This window comes from Acidovorax cavernicola (assembly GCF_003581445.1).
Genome location: NZ_QXMN01000021.1, coordinates 1 through 21193 on the forward strand (window position 1 = coordinate 1; position 21193 = coordinate 21193).

At 68.5% G+C, this 21193-nt stretch carries 22 protein-coding genes; 13 read left to right on the plus strand and 9 right to left on the minus strand.

The window, feature by feature from the left end:
• The coding region (locus D3H34_RS17090) for an alpha/beta fold hydrolase (protein ID WP_205736741.1) at positions 1 to 994 on the plus strand (994 nt) is incomplete at its 5' end.
• 3 nt (positions 995 to 997) lie between these two features.
• On the opposite strand, the gene D3H34_RS17095 is transcribed toward D3H34_RS17090, so the two are convergent.
• Positions 998 to 1873, minus strand: coding sequence for an NAD(P)-dependent oxidoreductase (locus tag D3H34_RS17095; protein WP_119555073.1), 876 nt, complete (start codon positions 1871 to 1873; stop codon positions 998 to 1000).
• Between the two features lie 125 nt (positions 1874 to 1998).
• On the opposite strand from D3H34_RS17095, the gene D3H34_RS17100 reads away from it, so the two are divergent.
• Together D3H34_RS17100 and D3H34_RS17105 are read left to right on the plus strand one after the other, a co-directional pair.
• Positions 1999 to 2352 (plus strand): winged helix-turn-helix transcriptional regulator, encoded by a 354-nt coding sequence (locus D3H34_RS17100; protein WP_119555075.1) that lies wholly within the window; start codon positions 1999 to 2001, stop codon positions 2350 to 2352.
• A gap of 22 nt (positions 2353 to 2374) precedes the next feature.
• Positions 2375 to 3562, plus strand: coding sequence for a serine hydrolase domain-containing protein (locus D3H34_RS17105; protein WP_167481229.1), 1188 nt, complete (start codon positions 2375 to 2377; stop codon positions 3560 to 3562).
• Positions 3563 to 3583: 21 nt separating this feature from the next.
• On the opposite strand, the gene D3H34_RS17110 is transcribed toward D3H34_RS17105, so the two are convergent.
• The 3 genes from D3H34_RS17110 to D3H34_RS17120 are packed head-to-tail and all read right to left on the minus strand — an operon-like array spanning position 3584 to position 4973.
• The gene (locus D3H34_RS17110) at positions 3584 to 3985 is read right to left on the minus strand and encodes an OsmC family protein (RefSeq protein WP_070062377.1); all 402 of its coding nucleotides are present in this window, start codon (positions 3983 to 3985) and stop codon (positions 3584 to 3586) included.
• A 35-nt stretch (positions 3986 to 4020) separates the two neighbouring features.
• Positions 4021 to 4509, minus strand: coding sequence for a GNAT family N-acetyltransferase (locus D3H34_RS17115; protein WP_119555079.1), 489 nt, complete (start codon positions 4507 to 4509; stop codon positions 4021 to 4023).
• Positions 4506 to 4973: an Lrp/AsnC ligand binding domain-containing protein gene (locus D3H34_RS17120; RefSeq protein ID WP_119555081.1), complete on the minus strand. Its 468-nt coding sequence runs from the start codon at positions 4971 to 4973 to the stop codon at positions 4506 to 4508. The genes D3H34_RS17115 and D3H34_RS17120 overlap by 4 nt, the downstream gene beginning before the upstream one ends.
• Before the next feature lie 65 nt (positions 4974 to 5038).
• Here D3H34_RS17120 and D3H34_RS17125 point away from each other — a divergent pair, with 65 nt between their 5' ends.
• On the plus strand, positions 5039 to 6403 hold the full coding sequence (locus D3H34_RS17125; protein ID WP_350308483.1) for a D-amino acid dehydrogenase: 1365 nt from the start codon (positions 5039 to 5041) through the stop codon (positions 6401 to 6403).
• 18 nt (positions 6404 to 6421) lie between these two features.
• Here the strand turns inward: D3H34_RS17125 and D3H34_RS17130 are convergent, their stop codons facing one another.
• Positions 6422 to 7495, minus strand: a complete 1074-nt coding sequence (locus D3H34_RS17130; protein ID WP_119555086.1) for an aromatic ring-hydroxylating dioxygenase subunit alpha — start codon at positions 7493 to 7495, stop codon at positions 6422 to 6424.
• 346 nt (positions 7496 to 7841) lie between these two features.
• Here D3H34_RS17130 and D3H34_RS17135 point away from each other — a divergent pair, with 346 nt between their 5' ends.
• From D3H34_RS17135 to D3H34_RS17145, 3 genes are read left to right on the plus strand one after another with little or no spacing between them, the layout of a single operon-like run.
• Positions 7842 to 8879 carry an ABC transporter substrate-binding protein gene (locus tag D3H34_RS17135; protein WP_119555088.1) on the plus strand — a complete coding sequence of 346 codons (1038 nt, stop codon included), beginning with the start codon at positions 7842 to 7844 and terminating at the stop codon, positions 8877 to 8879.
• Positions 8876 to 9400, plus strand: a complete 525-nt coding sequence (locus D3H34_RS17140) for a nucleoside deaminase (protein WP_119555091.1) — start codon at positions 8876 to 8878, stop codon at positions 9398 to 9400. The genes D3H34_RS17135 and D3H34_RS17140 overlap by 4 nt, the downstream gene beginning before the upstream one ends.
• 17 nt (positions 9401 to 9417) lie before the next feature.
• A complete protein-coding gene (locus D3H34_RS17145) occupies positions 9418 to 10248 on the plus strand; it encodes an urease accessory protein UreD (RefSeq protein WP_119555093.1) in 831 nt (276 codons plus the stop codon).
• A 14-nt stretch (positions 10249 to 10262) separates the two neighbouring features.
• Here the strand turns inward: D3H34_RS17145 and D3H34_RS17150 are convergent, their stop codons facing one another.
• Both D3H34_RS17150 and D3H34_RS17155 read right to left on the minus strand, forming a co-directional pair.
• A complete protein-coding gene (locus D3H34_RS17150) occupies positions 10263 to 10682 on the minus strand; it encodes an SEL1-like repeat protein (RefSeq protein WP_119555095.1) in 420 nt (139 codons plus the stop codon).
• Between the two features lie 114 nt (positions 10683 to 10796).
• Complete coding sequence (locus D3H34_RS17155) at positions 10797 to 11849, minus strand: YeiH family protein (protein WP_119555097.1); 1053 nt, start codon at positions 11847 to 11849, stop codon at positions 10797 to 10799.
• 70 nt (positions 11850 to 11919) lie between these two features.
• Here D3H34_RS17155 and D3H34_RS17160 point away from each other — a divergent pair, with 70 nt between their 5' ends.
• Positions 11920 to 12813: a LysR substrate-binding domain-containing protein gene (locus D3H34_RS17160; RefSeq protein ID WP_205736742.1), complete on the plus strand. Its 894-nt coding sequence runs from the start codon at positions 11920 to 11922 to the stop codon at positions 12811 to 12813.
• A gap of 52 nt (positions 12814 to 12865) precedes the next feature.
• Here the strand turns inward: D3H34_RS17160 and D3H34_RS17165 are convergent, their stop codons facing one another.
• Together D3H34_RS17165 and D3H34_RS17170 are read right to left on the minus strand one after the other, a co-directional pair.
• The gene (locus tag D3H34_RS17165) at positions 12866 to 13072 is read right to left on the minus strand and encodes a YbdD/YjiX family protein (protein WP_062472123.1); all 207 of its coding nucleotides are present in this window, start codon (positions 13070 to 13072) and stop codon (positions 12866 to 12868) included.
• 14 nt (positions 13073 to 13086) lie between these two features.
• Positions 13087 to 15159, minus strand: coding sequence for a carbon starvation CstA family protein (locus D3H34_RS17170; RefSeq protein WP_119555099.1), 2073 nt, complete (start codon positions 15157 to 15159; stop codon positions 13087 to 13089).
• A gap of 217 nt (positions 15160 to 15376) precedes the next feature.
• Here D3H34_RS17170 and D3H34_RS17175 point away from each other — a divergent pair, with 217 nt between their 5' ends.
• From D3H34_RS17175 to D3H34_RS17195, 5 genes are read left to right on the plus strand one after another with little or no spacing between them, the layout of a single operon-like run.
• Positions 15377 to 15778 carry a type IV pilin protein gene (locus D3H34_RS17175; protein WP_119555101.1) on the plus strand — a complete coding sequence of 134 codons (402 nt, stop codon included), beginning with the start codon at positions 15377 to 15379 and terminating at the stop codon, positions 15776 to 15778.
• On the plus strand, positions 15772 to 16332 hold the full coding sequence (gene pilV / locus D3H34_RS17180; RefSeq protein ID WP_119555103.1) for a type IV pilus modification protein PilV: 561 nt from the start codon (positions 15772 to 15774) through the stop codon (positions 16330 to 16332). The genes D3H34_RS17175 and pilV overlap by 7 nt, the downstream gene beginning before the upstream one ends.
• Positions 16329 to 17474 carry a PilW family protein gene (locus D3H34_RS17185; protein ID WP_119555105.1) on the plus strand — a complete coding sequence of 382 codons (1146 nt, stop codon included), beginning with the start codon at positions 16329 to 16331 and terminating at the stop codon, positions 17472 to 17474. Before pilV ends, D3H34_RS17185 begins: the two co-directional genes overlap by 4 nt.
• Positions 17471 to 18085 carry a pilus assembly PilX family protein gene (locus tag D3H34_RS17190; protein WP_119555107.1) on the plus strand — a complete coding sequence of 205 codons (615 nt, stop codon included), beginning with the start codon at positions 17471 to 17473 and terminating at the stop codon, positions 18083 to 18085. Before D3H34_RS17185 ends, D3H34_RS17190 begins: the two co-directional genes overlap by 4 nt.
• 26 nt (positions 18086 to 18111) lie before the next feature.
• A complete protein-coding gene (locus tag D3H34_RS17195) occupies positions 18112 to 21183 on the plus strand; it encodes a pilus assembly protein (protein ID WP_119555251.1) in 3072 nt (1023 codons plus the stop codon).
• Positions 21184 to 21193 lie beyond the last annotated feature (10 nt).

Sequence of the window (21193 nt, forward strand, 5' to 3'; positions counted from 1 at the left end):
CATCGGCAGCGCCCCACCCGTGACACCCACCGATCGCCGCGTGAAGGTGTCGAACACGCCCGAGGTCTCGCTGCAGGTGCGCGACTGGCAGCGCCCCGGCGGTGCCGACGCCTCGGCCCCTGTGATCGTGCTGCTCGCCGGCCTCGGCGGCAACGCACGCTGCTTCGACAGCCTGGCGCCCGCGCTCGTCGCGGCCGGCGCTGCCTCGCGCGTGGTCGCGGTCAGCCGGCGCGGCTACGGCCTGTCGGACAAGCCGCTGCCGGTGAAGAGCGCCACGCAGTACTACGAAGTCGACACGCTGGTCGACGACCTGGCCGCGCTGTGCGACGCGCTCGGCCTGACGCGCGTGGTGCTCGGCGGCCATTCCATTGCGGGCAACGAGCTGACGCGCTTCGCAGGCCGCTTCCCTGATTACGTGCGCGGCCTCGTCTACCTCGATGCCACCTTCGACTACACAAGGCAAGCCGAAACCGGCGGCGAAGACCCGCCGGACAACCGCCGGCTCGACGAACCCGCGCCCACACCCGACGATGGCCGCTCGATGAAGGCGGCCATTGCCTACCTGCGACGCAAGTCCAAGAACTGGTGGCCCGCGCTCGAAGCCAACCTGCGTGATGCGCTCGACGAACTGGCCGATGGCAGCGTGCGCCCGAACACGCCCGACGCCGTGGAAACCGCGATGGACACCGCGGCCCACCGCTTCTCGCCCGACTACCGGCCGGTGCGTGCGCCCGCGCTGGTGGTGACGGCGCTGCCGCTCGACCAGCGCGACCTGTTCCCCTGGCTCGAACGCCCGCTCGATGCGCAGACCGACAAGGATGCCGCCGACTTCCTGCGCATCTTCCGCCACGTGCGCCGCGCCGACGCCGACCGCCTCGCGACTGCGCTGCAGACGCCGCACCGGCTCACGCTGGACCACTGCAACCACACCGACTTCTTCATGGAACGCGAGGTCGAGGTGGTGCGCGCCATCCAGTCGATGCGGTGGGCTTGATTTCTAGTGCCGCAACAGCTTGATCAGCGCCGCCAGCTCCTCGCCGCCGAGCCCCGCCGCATCGGCGCGCCGGAACAGGCCCGCGGCAAAGGTCGGGAACTCGGTGTTGATGCCGGCTTCTTGCGCGGTCTGCAGGATGCGCTGCGTGGCCTCGACCGAAATGCGCATCGGGCTCTGCGAGATCGTGAAGTCGCCCGACTGGATGACCGCGCCTTCATGCTGAAGAAAGCCCGCGAAGGTCGGCATGATGCCCGCCACGATGCGGCCGTACTCGGCCACGTCGAAGCCCTCGTGCTCGGCGATGCGCGCACCGTGCAGGAAACCGAGCATGGTGCCGTAGATGCTCGAGAGCGTGGCCAAGTCCATCGCCGCGGCCGCGCTGGCCTTTTCGCCCAGGTAGACGATGCCGCCGGCCAGCACCTTCAGGAAGGGCTCGGCCTCGACGAACACAGCTTGCGCCCCCGACACCAGCAGCGGCGTGTCGGGCCGGCCCATCTGGTCCGGCGCGGCCTGGATCGCGCCTTCAAGGTACGCGGCGCCATGGCGGTGCGCCCAGACCTCGGCCTCGCGCGCATCCTTCGGGCTGCCCGTGGTGAGCTGCGCGAGCAGGCGGCCGTCCAGGGCGGCGGCCACGCCGTCCATCGCGAAGATCGCGTCGGCGGCGCGGTAGTCGTACACGCACATCACGGCCACGCGGCTCACACGCAGCGCCTCGGCCGCGCTGCGCGCCAGCACGGCGCCGCGGGCGACCAGCGCGTCGGCCTTGTCGGCCGATCGGTTCCACAGCGTGACCTTGTAACCCTGGTCCAGAAAGAGCCGCGCGATGACGACGCCCATGGCGCCCAGGCCCAGAACCGAAACTTCCTTGTTGTTGCTCATGGCAATCCGATGCAGTGGGTTGATGACGCCTGCATCGTAGAAATTACACTTCCGTATGGTCAAGTACCGACAATAAAGTAAGGTACTTACCAAATAGGAAGTATTGGAATCACAAGGAGCACCGAATGGCAGCGAAGAAGCCCTACAACTGCGGCATCGGCCCCGCGTTCGAAGTCATCGGCGGCAAGTGGAAAGCGGTAATCCTGTGGGAGCTGCACCTGCAACCCTACCGCTTCGGCGAGCTGAAGCGGCTGCTGCCCGAAGTCAGCGAGAAGATGCTGATCCAGCAACTGCGCGAAATGGAAACCGACGGCCTCGTGCACCGCGAGGTGTTCCACGAAGTGCCGCCCCGCGTCGAGTATTCCGAGACGAAGCTGGGCGCCACGCTCAATGCGGCGCTGGCGCCGCTGGCCGACTGGGGCGACCGCTACGCGAAGCGCGTGGAAACCGCACGCAAGCAAGCCGAAGCGGCGAAATGACAACACGGCAGAGAGCGCGACGATGAAACCCTCCAGGATTCCAACGGCCGCGCTGCTCGTGCTGTGCGTGGCTTTGCAGGCGTCGCCCGGCATGGCGCAGACCGCGTGTTCGCCCGCTCCCACCTGGGCCGGCCCGCCGATGCGCAGCGCACCCGAGGCGGTCTGGCAGAAAGACCTCAACCGCCCCATCGACGGACAGCTTTCCGCCGGGCTTCAGGCCGCGCTCGGCGATGCGCTCGACAAGATGCTGCCGCATGTTCCCGCGGCCAGCGTGGCCGTCGCCATTCCCGGCCAAGGCATCTGGTCCGCCACGCGCGGCCTGGCACGCAAGGCGCCGCCGCAGCCAGTCGTGTCCGACCAGCAGTTCCAGGTCGCGAGCACCGTCAAGACGCTCACGGCCGCGGTCGTGCTGCAACTCGCCGAGGAAGGCCGACTGAAGCTCGGCGACACCATCGACACCTGGTTTCCCGACGCGCCGAACGCCAGGCTCACCACCATCGAGCAGCTGCTGCGCCACACCAGCGGCCTCGTGAGCTTCAATGCGCTGCCCTCGCTGGGCACGGCCTACCGCACGCCCGCCGAGATCATTGCGCTCGGCACCTCGCAGAAGCCGCAGTTCTGCCCCGGCACGAACTGGAGCTACAGCAACACCGGCTACGCGATGCTCGGGATGATCGTCGAGAAGGTGGAAGGCGCGCCGTTCGCCAAGGTACTGGCGAAGCGGCTCGTCAAGCCGCTGGCGCTCAGGCACACGGCGATGCGCCAGCCGGGCGTCGAACTGCCCGTCGTCGCGGGCCATGCTTCAGGCCGGCCTGTCGATGCACCCGACCTGTACGCCACGCCCTATGCAGCGGGCGCGCTGGCATCGACGGCAGGCGACCTGGCCGTGTTCTGGCATGCCTTGCTCGCGGGCAAGGTGCTGCCGGGTGCGTCGGTGCACCGCATGTTCACCGGCATGCCTGCGATGACCGGCCCTTACGCAGGCAGCAACGCGTTCTACGGCATGGGCGTGCAGCTGTACGACGTGCCCGACGGACCGGGGCTGATGCTCGGCCACAGCGGTGGCATCGAGGGTTTCACGAGCATCGTGGCCTACGTGCCGGCCGACGACGTGTTCATCGCCGTCGCGTTCAACGAAAAACAGGTGCCGGCCGAAGCCGGCCTGTGGGCGCTGCTGCGCGCGGTGCGCACCTATCGCACGAAGCAGTAGCCGGAGAAAGGAAGGGCCGGATCAGTCGGCCCAGCCGGTCTCGATCTCGGTCTTCACCTCGGTCATGAGCTTGTGGACCGGGCACTTGCCGGCCACGCGCAGCAGCTCGTCCCGCTGGGCCTCGGTCAGGTCGCCGGTCAGGCGCAGGCCCGACTTCAGGCGGTAGATGCCCTTGCGCTCCTCGCTGTCGTCGCGATCGACCACGACCTCGATGTCTTCCACCGGAATGCCCTTGCGGCGCGCATACAGCAGCACCGTGAGCGCCTTGCACGCCGCGAGCGAGGCGTCGTACAGGTCGTGCGGTTCGGCGCCGCCGTCGCTGCCGCCGCCCGCGGGCGAGGCATCGACCGGGATCTCGTGGTTGCGGATCTTGAGGATGTGGCGCGTGCCGGTGGTGCCGTCGCGGCGGATCGAGAGGGTCATGCCGATGTCCTTGAAGGAGGAAGGAAGTTCTGAGCTCAGCCCAAGTCTTTCACATACAGGATGGTCGTGAATCCGCTGTGCCATTCGAGGTCGGGATAGCGGCCGGCCTCGCGGTAGCCGAGCGCGCGGTACAGGCCCTGGCTCTGCGTGTTGAAGGTGTCGGTTTCGAGCCGCGCGAGCGCCACGCCGTCGGCGCGCATGCCGTCTTCGGCGAAGGCCATCAGCGCGCGGGCGATGCCCTTGCGCTGGTGCGCGGCGGGCACGTGCAGGGCCTGCACGAAATCATGTTCCCAGTGCACCATGCCGACCACCTCGCCGTCGATTTCCGCCACGAAGAAGGCCGGGCCGCTCTCGTCGATGTAGCCCACGGGTTCGCCGCTGTCGGCATAGGCCTTCGCGGCCTCGGGCGTGAGCTGCGGCAGCCAGGTGCTCGCGAAGGTGTCGTCGAGGATGGCCTTCACGGCGTCGAAGTCGGCCAGGCGCCAGGGGCGGATGGCGAGGACGTTGGAGGGGGCCGCGCTCATCGGTCCACCGCCAGCATCAGCGTTTCCTTGATCTCTTCCATCACCACGTAGCTGTGCGACTCGGCCGCCACGGGCAGTTTCTTCAGGATGTCGCCCAGCAGGTGCCGGTACTCGCTCATGCCGCTCAGGCGCGCCTTCACGAGGTAGTCGAAGCTGCCCGATACCAAGTGGCATTCGAGCACCTCGGGCATGTGCAGCAGCTCCTGCTTCACCTTGTCGAACACGTCGCCCGACTTGGCGGAGAGCTTGATTTCCACGAACACCAGCAGCGTCTTGCCCAGCGCTTCGGGCGACACGTGCGCGTGGTAGCCGGTGATGACGCCCTCGCGCTCCATGCGCTTCACGCGCTCGGCGCAGGGCGAGGCCGACAGGCCGATGCGCTCGGCCAATTCGGTCATGGCAATGCGGCCTTGACGCTGCAGAAGGTCGAGGATCTTGCGGTCGATTCGGTCGAGTTCGGGCATTTCACTCCGCGCGAGGCTTTGGACAGGGTTCGGCAGCTATTTTCACCGCCAAATGCTTAAAAACGATGGAATCCACTGCAATAAGAACTTTAGATTCACATCATTCCACTCAGAAGCTCGGAAACACCATGAAAGTCATCGTTCTCGGCGGCGGCGTGATCGGCACCACCACGGCGTACTACCTCGCGCGCTCCGGCGCCGAAGTCACCCTGCTCGACCGGCAGGCCGGCGCGGCCGAGGAAACGAGCTTCGGCAATGCCGGCCAGGTGTCGCCCGGCTACTCGACCCCGTGGGCCGCGCCCGGCATTCCGCTGAAGGCAATCAAGTGGATGTTCCAGAAGCACGCGCCGCTGTCGATCCGCCCCGACGGCACGCTGTTCCAGCTGCGCTGGATGGCCGCCATGCTGCGTAACTGCTCGCCCGAGCGCTACGCGGTCAACAAGGAACGCATGATGCGCGTGGCCGAGTACAGCCGCGGCTGCCTGCAACAACTGCGCGCCGACACCGGCCTGCAGTACGAACACCGCACCGGCGGCACGCTGCAGCTGTTCCGCACGCAGGCCCAGCTCGACGCAGTGCAACGCGACATCGCCGTGCTCGAGGAATGCGGCGTGCCTTACGAACTGCTCGACCGCGACGCCCTGGCGCGCGTCGAACCGGGCCTCGCCAACGCACGCGACCGCCTCACGGGCGGCCTGCGCCTGCCCAACGACGAAACCGGCGACTGCCATCTGTTCACGCGCGGCCTGGCCGAGATCGCACGCGGCCTGGGCGTGGACTTCCGCTTCGGCCAGACCGTCGACGGCCTGGAAACCGACGGCGGCCGCATCACCGGCGTGCGCACCAAGGCGGGCAAGATCCTCACGGCCGACCGCTACGTGATGGCCTTCGGCAGCTACTCGCGCGCCGCCATCGCCTCGCTGGGCCTGGACATTCCGGTGTACCCGGTCAAGGGCTACTCGCTCACGGTGCCGCTCATCGACGAATCGCTCGCGCCGCAATCGACCGTGCTCGACGAGACCTACAAGGTCGCGGTCACGCGTTTCGACAACCGCATCCGCGTGGGCGGCATGGCCGAGCTCGGCGGCTTCGACCTGCGCCTGAACCCGGCACGCCGCGCCACGCTCGAGAAGGTGGTGAGCGACCTGTTCCCGGGCGGCGACCTGCCGAACGCCAGCTTCTGGACCGGCCTGCGCCCGATGACGCCCGACAGCACGCCCATCGTCGGCGCCACACGCTACCCCAACCTGTTCCTGAACACCGGCCACGGCACGCTGGGCTGGACCATGGCCTGCGGCTCGGGCAAGCTGATCTCGGACCTCGTGACGGGCCAGCGGCCGGAGATTCGCACGGACGGGTTGGCGATGGATCGCTATACGCAAGGGCCATCGCGCGCTGCGCGCCCGAATCCGACGACTGCACCGGCCTGAACGGCGCCCGGCAATTCCTCAAGCTGCCTTCGCCATCGGAATCGTCATCCCCCGATAGACCTCCGACTCTCCATGCTTAGCAAGCAGCTGCATCAGGTGCTTGCGGATCAGCATCCCAGGCCGGTCTGATTCCATCGAGTACTCCACGCCGCGCCGGCGCGTGTCGACCAGCGCATCGGGGTCGGTCGATTCGAGGATGTCCTTGTCCTCGCGCGTGATCTCCTCGTCGAAGTCGATCAGCATCTGCGCCGCGCAGTCGGCCTCGGTGTCGTTGCGGAACAGCCATTGGCACAGCTGCATGCGGCCGTCGTCGATGGGCGTGAAGCAGTTGATGATGATGTGGCGAATGCCGCTCGGGTACTCGATGTCGAGCCGGCGCGAGAACGGCAGGAAGTAGGCGTTGCGCATGTGGCGCGTGGTGATCGCATCGGTCACGCCGCTGATCGCGTGGAACTTCACGGGGTTGGTCGCCTCGATCACCGTTTCGGCATGGAAGCCTGATTCGTTTTCCACCAGCTCGTACTTGCTCGGCTTCGGGCTCGCGGCCACGCCGAAGGTGGCGCGGTGCACGAAGCTGAAGTGCGAGTTGTCGAACGAGTTTTCGAGCGCGCGCATCGGGCTGGTCTGCCACTCTTCATAGAACTGGAAGATCGTGCGATAGCCTAGGTCGTCGAACTCGGGAATCGCCGGAATGTCGGCGATGGGCTCCTCCAGCGCCACCCAGGCATAGCCGTAGCGCGCGGTGCAGCGGTAGGCGGTGGTCTTGTACTCGGGCGATATCTTGCGATCGGGCTCGTACTGCGGGATACGCACCACCTGGCCGCTGCGGTCGTAGGTCCAGCCGTGGTAGCCGCACTGGATCGCGCCCTGCCCGCAGGCCTTGCCCTCGCCGTCCACGCACCAGCCCTTCGAGAGCTTCGCAGTGCGATGACAGCAGCGGTCGCGCAGCGCGGCCGGCTGGCCGTCGGTGTCGAGGAAGAGAACGATGTCTTCGCCCAGCAGCCGGAAAGGCTTCGGGCCGTAGGCCAGTTCGGTGAGCGGCATGACGGCATGCCAGAACTTGCGGAAGACGGGTTGTTGCGTGACGAGCATGGGCGAACTCCTTCGATGTTGCGTGTGGGGACGAACGTGAAAGAGCAATTTCCTGCTTCGTCGGCGTGTCCGGGAAAGGCACGCGCGAGGCTGAACGCTTCTACTCTGCGCCGATCGGCTTGCAATTAGCGCGCCCGGATTGTGGCGCGCCCCGCCGGCGCTTCCAAGCCCCCTGCTGCGATGCCCGAGCGCCGCACCCTGGCATGCCTCATGCAAGACAGACGCCAAGAGTAGAAGCGTTCAGCAGCGCACGCACCACACCCGTGCGCCCGCCCGGAAATTGCTCTTGAGGCGCCCCCGCCCCGGCGGGAGGCATCGTCAAGACCACCGACTCCGAGGCCCCACCATGCAACGCAGACCCTTCATTGCCGCAGCGACCGCCACCGCAGCCACGCTCGCCACCCCTGCCGTGTTCGCGCAGGCCGGCAAACTCACGCCGCTCAAGTTCACGCTCGACTTCCGCATCAACGGCCAGACCGCGCCCTTCTTCCTTGCGCAGGCCAAGGGCTACTACCGCGACGAAGGGCTGGACGTGACGATCGACACCGGCGCCGGCTCGGTGGCGTCGATCACGCGCATCGCCAGCGGCGTGTACCAGCTGGGCCTGGGTGACATCAGCTCGCTGGTCGAGTTCAATGCACAGAACCCGGGCACGCCGGTGGTGCAGGCGGTGTACCAGTACTACAACCGTGCACCGTTCGTGATCATCGGCCGCAAGGACCGCGGCGTGACTGGCGACTTCAGGAGCCTCACGGGCAAGAAGGTCGCGGCCGCCGCCGTCGAGTCCACGCGCCGCGCCTGGCCGATGGTCGCGCGCAAGCAGGGCATGCGCGGCGATGCCTTCCAGTGGCAGACCACGGACTTCAGCGCGCGCGACAACGTGATGGTGCGCGGCGACGTCGATGCCGCCACCTACTTCCACGACTCGGCCGTCTCGCTCTTCGCGCGCATGAAGGCTGACGAGCTCTCGGTGCTCAAGTATTCGGACGCGGGCGTCAACCTGTACGGCAACGCGGTTCTCGCGAGCAGCAACCTGATCGCGCAGAACCCGAAGGTGGTGGCGGCCTTCTTGCGCGCGACCAACCGCGCCATCGTCGAGACCTTCGCCAACCCCGCGCCCAGCATCGCGGCCATGCGCCAGCGCGAGCCGATCCTGGACGAGAAGGTCGAACTCGAACGCTGGGGCCTCACGGCGCAGTACGTGGGCGCGGCCGACACGCGCGGCCACGGCCTGGGCGACATCCGCAAGCTCACGCTCGAACAGCAGGTCGACGAAGTGGCCGACACCTTCGGTCTCAAGACGCGCCCCTCGGCCGACGCCCTCTTCAACAGCTCGATGCTGCCCGCGCGCAGCGAGCGCACCCTTCCCGCACCCAAGGCATGAACCTTCCCGACAGCCCCCTCTCTGCCTTCCCAGAGGAAACCGCGCTCGACGAGCGCGACGGTCGCTACCTGCGCAAGGCCATCGTGTGGTCCCACGCCGCGCGCCGACGCGGCAACCGGCCCTTCGGTTCGGTCATCGTCTCGGCCGCCGGCGAGGTGCTGGCCGAGGCCGCGAACAGCAATGCCGAAACCGGCGACTGCACCGCGCATGCTGAAGTGAACGCGCTGCGCGCGCTGGCCGGCCGCGGCCTCACGCGCGAGGAACTGGCCGGCGCCACGCTCTACGCCTCGGGCGAACCTTGTGTGATGTGCGCGGGCGCGATCTTCTGGTCGAACATCGGCCGCGTGGTCTTCGGCATCGATGCGCAGCGCCTGCGCGTGTTCCGCGGTGAGCGGCAGGACCAGCGCGATGCCGAGCTGTCGTGCCGCGACGTGTTCCGCGCCTCGCCGCATGCCATCGAATGCATCGGGCCCGCGCTGATTGATGAAGCCGCCGCCGCGCACGACGGTGCCTGGAAATAGCGCCTTAGACTCGCCGGATGCCCTGGCACGCCCGTCTCCATCTCGCCTACCAAAAAGAAGCCGACCGCAGCGTCGCCCGCTTTCGCCACGACGGCCCGCTGCGCATCCTGCAGAGCCTCTACCCCGAAGGCGATGCGGTGTGCCACAACGTGCTGGTGCACCCGCCGGGCGGCCTCGTGGGCGGAGACACGCTCGACATCGACGTCGAAGCGGCCGACGGCAGCCACGGCCTCATCACCACGCCCGGCGCTTCGCGCTTCTACCGCTCCGAAGGCGAGACCGCGCTGCAGCGCACGCGCATCCGGCTTGCATCCAGGGCACGGCTCGAATGGCTGCCGCTCGAAGCCATCTGCTACAGCGGATGCCAGGCCGAGAACCGATTGACCATCGAAGTCTCACCAGGCGCCGAGATGATCGGCTGGGACGTGTGCGCGCTCGGCCTGCCGAACGCCAACCAGCCCTTCGAACGCGGCACCTACCTGCAGCACATCGAAACGCCTGGCGTGTGGCTGGAGCGCGGACGCATCGACGCAAGCGACCACCGCCTGCTGCAAAGCCCGCTCGGGCTGGGCGGGCACCGCTGCCTCGCCTCGCTGTTCGTCGTGGCCGGCTCGCCGATGACCAAGGCGCGGCGCGAAGCGCTGCTTGCGCAGGCGCGCGGGTTGCTCGAAGCGCACGACCTGCACGAGAGCGCGGGCGCGACCAGCCCGCATGATGAAGTGGTGGTGCTGCGCGTGCTGGCCCCGGTGGTCGAGCCCGCGATGCAGTTGCTGCGGCAGGTCTGGCAGGCCTGGCGCAGCGAGCTGTGGCAACTGCCGGTAACCACGCCGCGCATCTGGGCGACCTGAGATCGCCCGTCTTCTCACTCGCAGTCGATGCGGCCCGCCGGTGCATTGCGCAGCCGGTTCAGGAACACAAGCTGCACCTTCGCCGTCTCGCTGCCCTGCACGGCCGCGCGGCGCATCCAGTCGCGCGCCTCGCAGCGGTCGGCCTTCACGGCGGAACCGTACAGCGTCTGCCCGGTGAGCAGCACCATGCCCAGCATCTCCTGCGCCTCGGGATGACCTTCGACGGCGGCCTGGCGCAGCTGCACGAGCATCGTGCGGTAGTCGCGGCCGGCCTGCGCTTCGAGGGCGAGTTGGTAGCGCTGCTCGGCCTGCAGATCGACGTTCGCGTCGAAAGGCTTGGCGGCGGCGATCGCGGCGACAACGCACAGCGCGCCTGACAGGAAAATGCGCCAGCGCAGCGACCAACTGGCGATCTGGTTGAGTTCGGATGACATCGGTTTTTCTCCACGGGTTGCGTGGCACCGATGGTCCCGCGAAGACGCGCGCAGGAGAAACTGGAATTCACGCAGGATGCCTCAGGCGCTGCCTGAGCCCCATGCGCCAGCGGCTCAGAACAACGCCAGCACGGCCGCATTCACCGCATAGCCGCCGACCGTCAGGAACACGAACAGCAGCGCCCCCAGCTTGAGCGGCTGCGCGCCCGCCTTGCGCAGGCTCGCGGCGCTGGTGCGCAGGCCCATCGCGGCCATGGCGGTGGCGAGCAGCAGCGTGTCGAGCTGCACCAGCGAAGCGACCCACGCGCGCGGCAACACGTCGAGCGAATGCACAGCGCTCACCGCGATGAACAGCACCGCGAACCACGGCACGCGCACCTGGCGCCAGCAGGCGCGCAGGCTCGCCGCACCCGGCGTCGAGGCCGCCACGCGGAACGACAGGCTCATGAGGAACGGCGCGAGCATCATCACTCGCAGCATCTTCTCGACCACGGCCGCGTTCGCCGCGTCGGGCCCCACCGCCTCGCCGACCGCGACCACCTGCGCCACCTCGTGAATGGTGGCGCCCGCGAAGAGGCCGAAGGCATGTTCCGACAGCCCGAGGTACGGATAGACCAGCGGGTACAGCACCATCGACAACGTGCCGAACACGACCACCGTGGCGACGGCGATCGACACCTTGTGCTCTTCGCCGCGCACCACCGGCTGCGTGGCCATCACGGCGGCGGCGCCGCAGATCGCGCTGCCGGCGCCGATCAGCGCGGCCGTCTCGCGGTCGAGCCCCAGCCAGCGCGTGCCGATGCGCACGGCCAGGCCGAAGGTCAGCGCCACCATCGCCATCGCGATCAGCACGCCGGGCCAGCCCACGGCGCCGATGTCGCTCAGCGAGATGCGAAAGCCGTAGAGCACGATGCCCGCGCGCAGCAGCACGCTGCGCGCAAAGTCCACCCCCGCGCCGGTCCGGCCCGACACCGCCGGGAACACCGTGTTGCCCGCCACCATGCCCAGCGCGATGGCCAGCGTCAGTGCGCTCAGGCCCAGCTTCACCATCGGCGGCCATTCGGCCAGCAGCGCGGCGGCGCCGGCAATCAGCACCGAGAACAGCACGCCGGGGCCGCAGCGGCGAACGAAGGAGAAACCGGGCAAGGAAGCGGCAAGGGATGACATGACGCCAAGCTTAGGAATCGACACACCATGAGTCAAAGACATAAACTTCACTGATGCATGAAGTTAGGTTATGACTTTGAACCTGCACCTGGTGCGCCTGTTCGTCGCCGTGGCCGAGGCGGGCAGCTTCTCGCGCGCGGCCGAGGGCCTGTGGATCAGCCAGCCCGCCGTGTCCAAGGGCATCCGCGAGCTGGAGCATCAGCTCGACCTGACGCTCATCGAGCGCGGCGCGGGCAAGGGCTTTCGCCTCACCGAGGCCGGCGCGTCGCTGCTCACGCATGCGCGCGGCATCTTCGCGATGGAACGTGCGGCGCTCGACGACGTGCGCGCGCGCGTCGGTGTGCAGCGCGGCAGCCTCACGCTGGGCGCCAGCACCACGGTCGCGAGCTACTGGCTGCCGCCGCAGATCGCAGCCTTCTGCGCGGCCTATCCCGCGGTGGTGCCGCGCGTCACGGTCGGCAACACGCAGTGGGTGTGCGAGCAGCTGCTCGAATGCCGCATCGACCTTGCGCTGGTCGAGGGCCGTGTGAACGCAGACATCGAAGAGCGCATCGACGTGCGCGAATGGACCACCGACCCGCTCGCCATCGTGGCGCCGCCCGACGCCGCCCTGCCCCGGCGCGGCGTGACGGCCGCGCTGCTGGGCCGGCAGAACTGGATCCTGCGCGAGCCCGGCTCCGGCACGCGCCAGGCCACCGAGGCGCTGTGCGCGGCGCACGGCATCGACGCGCCGCCGTGGATGGAAATGGCGAGCAACGAGGCCATTGCGCGCACCGTGGCCAGCGGTGTCGGCATCTCGATGCTGCCGCGCGTGGTGGTGGCCGACATGCTCGCGCTGGGCACGCTGCGCGAGCTGAAGCTGCCGGGCGCGGTGCTGTCGCGGCCGCTGTACCGGCTCGCCCTGAAGAGCCGGCCGCTCTCACCGGCGGCGCTGCGGATGGCGCAGATCCTCGACGCCTCCTGAAATGAAAAAGGGGCGCATCGCATGCGCCCCTTTTTTCGTGGTCAGCCGCCCGTCAGCAGCAGCGGCCCTTGCCCGCGCCGTAGCGAGCCTCGAGCCGCTCGCGGAAGAACTCCTCGTAGCTCATCGGCGCGCGGTCCGGGTGGGTGGCCGCCATGTGCGTCAGGTAGACGTCGTAGTCGGGCAGCCCGACCATGAGCCGCAGCGACTGCTTGATCGAGCGGGCGATGTAGCGCCCGGCTTCGGGCATGGCGAGACCCATGGCGTGCGTTCAGCTCAATGCGCAGCGGACGAGGCCGCGCCCATCGGCTCGAACGGCGTTTCCTGCGTGGTCGGCCGGTTGGCCGCGCGCGCCGCGAGGCAGGCCTTCACGCTGTAGACCAGCACGCTCAGCACCACGAAGATGAAGAGCGCGCACAGCGCCGCGTCGAGCCGGTCGTTGAAGACGATGCGCGACATGGCCTCGGGCGTCTTGGCCGGCGCGATCAGCACGCCGTTGGCCAGGCCGTCGGCGTACTTCGCGGCATGCGAGAGGAAGCCGATCTTCGGATCGCTCGAGAAGATCTTCTGCCAGCCCGCCGTCAGCGTGCAGGCCAGCAGCCACGCGGCCGGCGCCGCCGCCACCCAGGCGTAGCGCTCGCGCTTCATGCGGAACAGCACGACCACGCCCAGCATCAGCGCCACGGCGGCGAGCATCTGGTTGGAGATGCCGAACAGCGGCCACAGCGTGTTGATGCCGCCCAGCGGATCGACCACGCCCTGGTACAGGAAGTAGCCCCAGGCCGCCACGCACAGCGCGGTGGCGATCAGGTTGGCCGGCAGCGAGTCGGTGCGCTTGAGCGCGGGCACGAAGCTGCCCAGCAGATCCTGCAGCATGAAGCGGCCGGCGCGCGTGCCGGCGTCCACCGCCGTCAGGATGAACAGCGCCTCGAACAGGATCGCGAAGTGGTACCAGAAGGCCATCATGGCCTGCCCGCCGATCACCTGGTGAAGGATGTGGGCCATGCCCACGGCCAGCGTCGGCGCGCCGCCGGTGCGCCCGAGGATGGTGGTCTCGCCCACGTCCTTGGCGGTCTGCAGCAGCATCTCGGGCGTGACCACGAAGCCCCAGCCCGAAATGGTGGCGGCGGCCTGTTGCACCGTGGTGCCGACCAGCGCGCCCGGGCTGTTCATCGCGAAGTAGATGCCCGGCTCGATGCACGAGGCGGCCACCAGCGCCATCACGGCGACGAAGGATTCGGCCAGCATGCCGCCGTAGCCGATGAAGCGTGCATGGCGCTCGTTGTCGAGCATCTTGGGCGTGGTGCCCGAAGAGATCAGCGCGTGAAAGCCCGACACCGCGCCGCAGGCGATCGTGATGAACAGGAACGGGAACAGGTTGCCCGACCACACCGGGCCGTTGCCCGCCGCGAACTGCGTGACCGCAGGCATCTGCAGCGTCGGCATGACGAACACGATGCCCAGCGCCAGCGCGATGATGGTGCCGATCTTCAGGAAGGTCGACAGGTAGTCGCGCGGCGCCAGCAGCAGCCACACCGGCAGGCTCGCGGCCACGAAGCCGTAGCCCACCAGCATCCACGTGAGCGCCTTGCCGTCGAAGGTGAAGGCCGGGCCCCACACCGGGTGCTGGCTGACCCACTGGCCGCCGAAGATGGCCGCCATGAGCAGCACGAAGCCGATCACCGACACCTCGCCGATGCGGCCCGGGCGGATGTAGCGCAGGTACACGCCCATGAACAGCGCCACCGGAATCGTCGCGGCCACCGTGAAGCTGCCCCACGGCGATTCGGCCAGTGCCTTCACCACGATGAGTGCCAGCACCGCCAGGATGATGATCATGATCATGAAGGTGCCGAACAGCGCGATCATGCCGGGCACCACGCCCATCTCCTGCTTGACCAGGTCGCCCAGCGAGCGGCCGTCGCGTCGCGTGGAGATGAACAGGACGATGAAGTCCTGCACCGCCCCCGCGAACACCACGCCCGCCAGCACCCACAGCAGGCCGGGCAGGTAGCCCATCTGCGCGGCGAGCACCGGGCCCACCAGCGGGCCGGCGCCGGCGATGGCCGCGAAGTGGTGGCCGAACAGCACGTTCTTGTCGGTCGGCACGTAGTCCAGGCCGTCGTTGTGGCGGTGCGCGGGCGTCTTGCGGTTGGCGTCCAGCCCCAGCACCTTGTCGGCGATGAACAGGCTGTAGTAGCGGTAGGCGATCAGGTAGGTGCAGATCGCGGCGGTCACGACCCAGAGCGCGTTGATGCTCTCTCCCCGGCTCAGGGCGACCGTGCCCAGCGCAAAAGCGCCGACCACGGCCACGGCCAGCCACACCAGATGGCGGCGAATGTTGGGCATGCGGATGTCTCCTCGGAATGAACCGGGCGAGTGTTCCGCGCCAGCGGCGTCGCCGCATCCGTCGGACTGCGCGGGCCAGGCGGGTGGAATTGCCTAATGGATAACCCTGATCGCCTTCCGCAGGCGCTCGTCGGCGGCGCCGCAAACCGTTGCGTTTACGTTAGATGTGATAAATTCACATTCACTAACAATGTGAAACATCCCTGACGAGCCCACGATGACCCAGCATTCGCAGGCCCGCGCACGCGGCGGCTTCACATTGATCGAGGTCATGATCACGGTGGCCATCGTGGCCATCCTGGCGTCGATCGCCCTGCCCAGCTACCGGCAGTACATCGTGCGTTCCAAGCGCTCGGCGGCCCAGGCGCAGATGATGGACATCGCCAACCGGCAGCAGCAGTTCCTCATCGCCAACCGCGGCTACGCCGACAAGACGGCGCTGACCGCCAGCGGCTACGCCCTGCCCGCCGAGGTCGCCAGCAACTACGGCTACGACGTCACGGTCGCGACCTCCCCGCCCGCCTTCACGATCACCTTCTCCCCGATCAACAGCCAGCAAGGCGACGTCGAACTCGGACTCACCAGCGAAGGCGTGAAGACGCCGGCCGGCAAATGGTGAGCCCCGCCCTGCGGCGCCAGCGCGGCGCCACGCTGATCGAGGTGCTGGTCACCCTGCTCATCCTGGCCTTCGGCCTGTTCGGCCTGGTGGGACTGCAGGCCCGGCTGCAGGCCTCCGAGATGGAGTCGTACCAGCGCTCGCAGGCGCTGATGCTGCTCAACGACATGGCCAGCCGCATCGCCATCAACCGCCGCATGGCGGCCAGCTACGCCAGCAGCACGGCGCTCGGCGCGGGTGCGGATTGCCCCACCGCCACCGGCACACGCCAGCAGATCGACGCCAAGGAATGGTGCAACGCGCTGCAGGGCGCCGCCGAGTTCTCCGGCAACGACAAGCTCGGCACCGTGATCGGCGGGCGCGGCTGCGTGGAAGACATGGGCAACAACGAGTACCTCGTGACGGTGGCCTGGCAGGGCCTCGGGCCGATCTCGGCGCCACCGGCCGGCGTCGCCTGCGGCAAGAACGCCTACGACGGCCCCACCGGCTCGAAGTGCAGCAACGACCTGTGCCGCCGCACCGTGACCACGCTCGTGCGCATCGGATCGCTCTCATGAGCGCGAGGAGCCCACACCCCACCGCACGCCGCGCCCAGCACGGGCTGACGCTGATCGAGCTGATGGTGGCCATCACCATCATGCTCATCGTGCTGGCCGCGCTGCTCGCGCTGTTCCTCAACGTGAGCGGCTCCCAGCGCGAGATGGAGCGCGTCAACCGCCAGATCGAAACCGGGCGCCTGAGCATCTTCGTGCTCGAGAACGAGATCTCGCACGCGGGCTTCTGGGAAAACTACATGCCCGAGTTCGACGACCTCACGGTCAGCGCCGCCCCCACGCACGTGCCCACCGGCGCCCTGCCCGACCCGTGCCTGGCCTATTCGGTCGCGAACTGGACCGAGGACTACAAGCGCCAGCTGCTCGACCTGCCCGTGCAGGTCTACGACAGCGTGCCCACCACCTGCGCCGACCTGCTCACGCACAAGAAGGCGAACACCGACGTCCTCGTGGTGCGCCACGCCGAGACCTGCCTGCCCGGCACGCCCCATTGCGACGCCGACGTGGCCGACGCGATGTATTTCCAGTCGTCGCTGTGCGGCACGCAAAAGCCCTCGTCGTTCGACCTCTCGACCGCGGCCTTCGACCAGATGTTCCTCAAGGACTGCACCACCCCCGCGCCCAAGCGCAAGCTGGTGGCCGACATCTACTACGTGCGCGACTACGCCGAGGCCGTCGGCGACGGCGTGCCCACGCTGGCCCGCTCGCGCTTCGACCTGGTGGACGGCACACTGGCGCAGCAGCCGCCCACGCCGCTGATCGAAGGCGTCGAGGGCTTCCGGGTCGAGCTCGGCCTGGACACGCTGAGCAAGACCGGCGCCGCCGTCAACTACGCCCAGCCCATCGCCTGGGCCGACCCGGCGAACAAGTCCACGCCCTCCAACCGCGGCGATGGCAGCCCCGACGGCGCCTTCGTGCACTGCAGCACCGCCTCGGCCTGCACCGCCGACCAGCTGATCAACGTGGTGGCCGTGAAGCTGCACGTGCTCGCGCGCGCCACCACCATCTCGCCGGGCCACACCGACACGCGCACCTACCAGATGGGCGCCGCGACGCTCGGGCCGTTCAACGACCACTACAAGCGCCACGCGTTCGCCACGACCGTGCGCCTGACCAACGTCACCGGCCGCAGGGAGACGCCATGAAGCCACGCGCCCCATCCGCCGGCCCGGCCGCCCAGCGCGGCGCGGCCCTGATCGTCGGGATGATCATGCTGCTGCTGATCACGCTCGTGGTCACCGCCGCCTTCAACCTCAGCAGCGCCAACCTCAAGGCCGTGGGCAACCTGCAGACACGCAACGAAGCCGTGGCCGCCGCCAACCGCGCGATCGAGGAAGTTGCCGCCAGCCTGCTGGTACCCGGCAGCGACGGCAGCCCTTCGCTCGCCGCGCCGCAGGGCACGGTGAGCATGGTCGACATCAACAACGACGGCGTGACCGACTACATCGTCACCGTCGCCCCGCCCGTGTGCGTGCGCGCCACCAAGGCCCTCGACAGCGGCGGCGGCGGCAGCACGGGCCCGGGCGGCATCACGGGCGGTGCATCCAGCAGCGGCTCGGGGCTCGCGGCGTTGCCCGACCAGTACAACGCCGTGTGGGACATCAGCACCACCGTGACCGACGCCGCCGCCGGCACCACCGGCGCCTCGACCTCCGTGCGCCAGGGCGTGCGGGCGCTGCTCAACAAGGCGCAGTTCGATGCGCTGTGCGCGCCGCCACCCGCCACGCCAGCCGCGCCCGCGCCGGCCTCCTCTTGAACCACGACGAAGAACGGGTCCCCGCCATGACAAGGAAACTATTCGCCACGCTGTGGGCCGCCGCGATGCTCGCCTTGCCGATGCAGGCCGCGCAGGCCGAGGACATCGACCTTTTCGTGGGCTACAACCCCAGCGCCGCCCAGGCCCCGAACGTGCTGTTCGTGCTGGACAACACGGCCAACTGGAACCAGCCCTTCACGGCCGAGATGACGGCGCTTGCCAACGCGTTCTCCAGCCTGCAGGCCGACAAGTTCAAGGTCGGCCTGATGATGTTCACCGAGACCGGCCAGGGCAACTCGAACAGCGACGGCGGCTACGTGCGCGCCGCGGTGCGCACGCTCGACAACGGCACCAAGGTGAAGTACAGCGAATTGATCGGCAGCCTGGACAAGGTCGGCGACAAGTCCAACGGCGGCAAGGCCGGCAAGACCATGGCGGAGGTCTACCGCTACCTGGCCAGTGCCGCGCCCATCGCCGGCAACGGCAAGGTCAAGACGGACTACAGCGGCAACGTGAGCGGCACCGCGGCATCCAAGGCCATCTACGCCCTGCCGCGCAACGCGCTCGGCAGCTTCAGCGCCAGCACCTACGTCGGCCCGAGCACCGAGAACTGCATCGGCACCTTCGTCATCTACATCAGCAACGGCGCCGCGCAGGACAACAACAACGACAACCAGCTGTCCAACGACGCCCTGCGCGCCGCCGGCGGCAGCACCGCCCAGATCACGCTCAGCCCCAGCGGCTCGCAGGACAACACGGCCGACGAGTGGGCGCGCTTCCTGCAGACCCGCATGGGCGTGAAGGTCTACACCATCGAGGCCGCCAAGGCCGCGCAGGGCCAGGGACCGGGCTGGACCGCACTGCTGCAGAGCATGGCCACGCAGAGCAAGGGCGAGTACTACGACCTCACGACCAAGCCCCAGCTCGGCACCGCGCTCGGCGAGGCGCTGGACGACATCTTCAGCAAGATCCAGTCGGTCAATAGCGTGTTCTCCTCGGTGAGCCTGCCGGTGAGCGTGAACACCCAGGGTACCTACCTGAACCAGGTGTTCGTCGGCATGTTCCGTCCCGACGAGAACGCCTTTCCGCGCTGGAACGGCAACCTCAAGCAATACAAGCTGGGACTGGACAGCAGCAGCCAGCTGATCCTGCAGGACGCGGACGACAAGAACGCGGTCAACAACCAGACCGGCTTCATCGCGCCCTGCGCGCGCAGCTTCTGGACCCCGCCCGCCAGCGACACCGACGCCTACTGGAGCTTCCGGCCTTCCGGCGACTGTCTCAGGAAGGAAGCCGCGGACAGCCCCGACGGCAACGTGGTGGAAAAGGGCGCGCAGGGCTACACGCTGCGCGGCATGGTGCCGGCCAATCGCAACATGAAGACCTGCGCGGCAGGCAACTGCACCGCGCTCACCACCTTCGACGACGGCAACACGGCCATCACCATGGCCGCGCTGGGCGTCACCGCAACCGCCGACCGCACCAAACTCATCAACTGGGCCCGCGGCCTGGACAACAAGGGCGACGAAAGGCCCGACGCCCAGGGCAACCCGGTGCCGTCGAGCGCCATGCGCCCCTCGGTGCACGGCGACGTGGTGCACTCGCGACCCGTGGCCATCAACTACGGCACCGACGCCTCGCCCCAGGTGGTGGTGTTCTATGGCGGCAACGACGGCGTGCTGCGCGCCATCAACGGCAACCGCAACACCGCCATCGGCGGGGCCGCCGCGGGTTCCGAGCTGTGGTCGTTCATGCCGCCCGAGTTCTACGGCAGCCTCAAGCGGCTGTACGACAACACCACGCGCATCAACTTCCCCGGCCTGCCGGTCAGCCTGGGCGCGGTGGCACCCAAGCCCTACGGCATGGACGGCGCGGTCGCGGCCTACCGCCAGGGCAGCAATGCCTGGCTCTACGCCAGCATGCGCCGCGGCGGCCGGCTGGTCTACGCCTTCGACGTCTCCTCGCCCGCCGCGCCCACGCTCAAGTGGCGCAAGGGCTGCCCCAACCAGGGCGACGACACCGGCTGCGACACCGGCTTCGAAGGCATCGGCCAGACCTGGTCGGCGCCGAAGGTGCTGCGCGCCAACGGCTACGGCAGCGGCAACAGCCCGGTGCTGATCTTCGGCGGCGGCTACGACCGGTGCGAAGACGTCGACACCAACAGCGCCGCCCAGGCCTGCGGCGCCGGCATGAAGGGCAACCGGATCTACGTGCTCGACGCCGACACCGGTGCACAGCTCCAGGTGTTCACCACCGCGCGCCCCGTGGTCGGCGAAGTCACGGTCGTCACCGATGCCCTGGGCATCGCCACCATCGCCTACGCCGCCGACCTGGGCGGCAACGTCTACCGCATCGCCATCGGCAGCGCGGCGCCGTCCGCCTGGACGCTGACCCCGATCGCCTCGCTCGGCTGCGCCACGGTGACCACCTGCACGCCCAACCGCAAGTTCATGTTCGGCCCCGACGTGTTGACGGACAACGGCGCCTACGTCGTGCTGCTTGGCTCGGGCGACCGCGAGAAGCCGCTGCGCTACTACAACGTCGCGCTCGGTGTGGCCAACCGCTTCTACATGCTGGTGGACAAGCCCACCGACGCCACCTGGCTGACCAGCGAGGCCGACCGCTGCGGCACCGGCAACGGGCTGCTGTGCCACGCCTCGCTGCAGGCCATCACCGGCGCCGGCACACCCACCTCTTCCGACCTTGCCACCAAGAAGGGCTGGTACCTCGCGCTCGCCGCCGGCGAGCAGGTCGTGACCGGCTCGGTGACCGCCTACGGCATCACCACCTTCAACACCCACACGCCCACCGAGCCCAACACGCAGTCGTGCCGCGCCGACCTGGGCACCGCGCGGGTCTACAACGTGTCGTACGTCAACGCCGCCGCCCAGGGCACCGAGGGGCGCTTCCAGAACGTGGTGGGCGGCGGCCTCGCGCCCACCCCGGTCGTGGGCCGTGTCCAGCTCGACAACAACGGCGGCATGCGCGACGTAGTGATCGGCGCCAACCCCGACTCCTTCCTCAGCCCCAAGGGCACCGCACCCAAGGCCGCGTTCAAGCAGCCCAAGGGCCGGGTCTACTGGTTCATCCAGAAGTAGGCGCCGTGCC

Excerpts from the sequence above, each read along its gene's own strand:
- D3H34_RS17110 (WP_070062377.1), bottom strand. The coding sequence starts at position 3,985 with ATGACCCTCTCGATCCGCCGCGACGGCACCACCGGCACGCGCCACATC.
- D3H34_RS17170 (WP_119555099.1), bottom strand. The coding sequence starts at position 15,159 with ATGCCCAACATTCGCCGCCATCTGGTGTGGCTGGCCGTGGCCGTGGTC.
- D3H34_RS17155 (WP_119555097.1), bottom strand. The coding sequence starts at position 11,849 with ATGTCATCCCTTGCCGCTTCCTTGCCCGGTTTCTCCTTCGTTCGCCGC.
- D3H34_RS17120 (WP_119555081.1), bottom strand. The coding sequence starts at position 4,973 with ATGCCCGAACTCGACCGAATCGACCGCAAGATCCTCGACCTTCTGCAG.
- D3H34_RS17165 (WP_062472123.1), bottom strand. The coding sequence starts at position 13,072 with ATGGGTCTCGCCATGCCCGAAGCCGGGCGCTACATCGCCCGCTCGATC.
- D3H34_RS17115 (WP_119555079.1), bottom strand. The coding sequence starts at position 4,509 with ATGAGCGCGGCCCCCTCCAACGTCCTCGCCATCCGCCCCTGGCGCCTG.
- D3H34_RS17130 (WP_119555086.1), bottom strand. The coding sequence starts at position 7,495 with ATGCTCGTCACGCAACAACCCGTCTTCCGCAAGTTCTGGCATGCCGTC.
- D3H34_RS17160 (WP_205736742.1), top strand. The coding sequence starts at position 11,920 with ATGACTTTGAACCTGCACCTGGTGCGCCTGTTCGTCGCCGTGGCCGAG.
- D3H34_RS17195 (WP_119555251.1), top strand. The coding sequence starts at position 18,112 with ATGACAAGGAAACTATTCGCCACGCTGTGGGCCGCCGCGATGCTCGCC.
- D3H34_RS17150 (WP_119555095.1), bottom strand. The coding sequence starts at position 10,682 with ATGTCATCCGAACTCAACCAGATCGCCAGTTGGTCGCTGCGCTGGCGC.
- D3H34_RS17175 (WP_119555101.1), top strand. The coding sequence starts at position 15,377 with ATGACCCAGCATTCGCAGGCCCGCGCACGCGGCGGCTTCACATTGATC.
- D3H34_RS17145 (WP_119555093.1), top strand. The coding sequence starts at position 9,418 with ATGCCCTGGCACGCCCGTCTCCATCTCGCCTACCAAAAAGAAGCCGAC.
- pilV (WP_119555103.1), top strand. The coding sequence starts at position 15,772 with ATGGTGAGCCCCGCCCTGCGGCGCCAGCGCGGCGCCACGCTGATCGAG.
- D3H34_RS17105 (WP_167481229.1), top strand. The coding sequence starts at position 2,375 with ATGAAACCCTCCAGGATTCCAACGGCCGCGCTGCTCGTGCTGTGCGTG.
- D3H34_RS17095 (WP_119555073.1), bottom strand. The coding sequence starts at position 1,873 with ATGAGCAACAACAAGGAAGTTTCGGTTCTGGGCCTGGGCGCCATGGGC.
- D3H34_RS17135 (WP_119555088.1), top strand. The coding sequence starts at position 7,842 with ATGCAACGCAGACCCTTCATTGCCGCAGCGACCGCCACCGCAGCCACG.
- D3H34_RS17140 (WP_119555091.1), top strand. The coding sequence starts at position 8,876 with ATGAACCTTCCCGACAGCCCCCTCTCTGCCTTCCCAGAGGAAACCGCG.
- D3H34_RS17100 (WP_119555075.1), top strand. The coding sequence starts at position 1,999 with ATGGCAGCGAAGAAGCCCTACAACTGCGGCATCGGCCCCGCGTTCGAA.
- D3H34_RS17125 (WP_350308483.1), top strand. The coding sequence starts at position 5,039 with ATGGAATCCACTGCAATAAGAACTTTAGATTCACATCATTCCACTCAG.
- D3H34_RS17190 (WP_119555107.1), top strand. The coding sequence starts at position 17,471 with ATGAAGCCACGCGCCCCATCCGCCGGCCCGGCCGCCCAGCGCGGCGCG.
- D3H34_RS17185 (WP_119555105.1), top strand. The coding sequence starts at position 16,329 with ATGAGCGCGAGGAGCCCACACCCCACCGCACGCCGCGCCCAGCACGGG.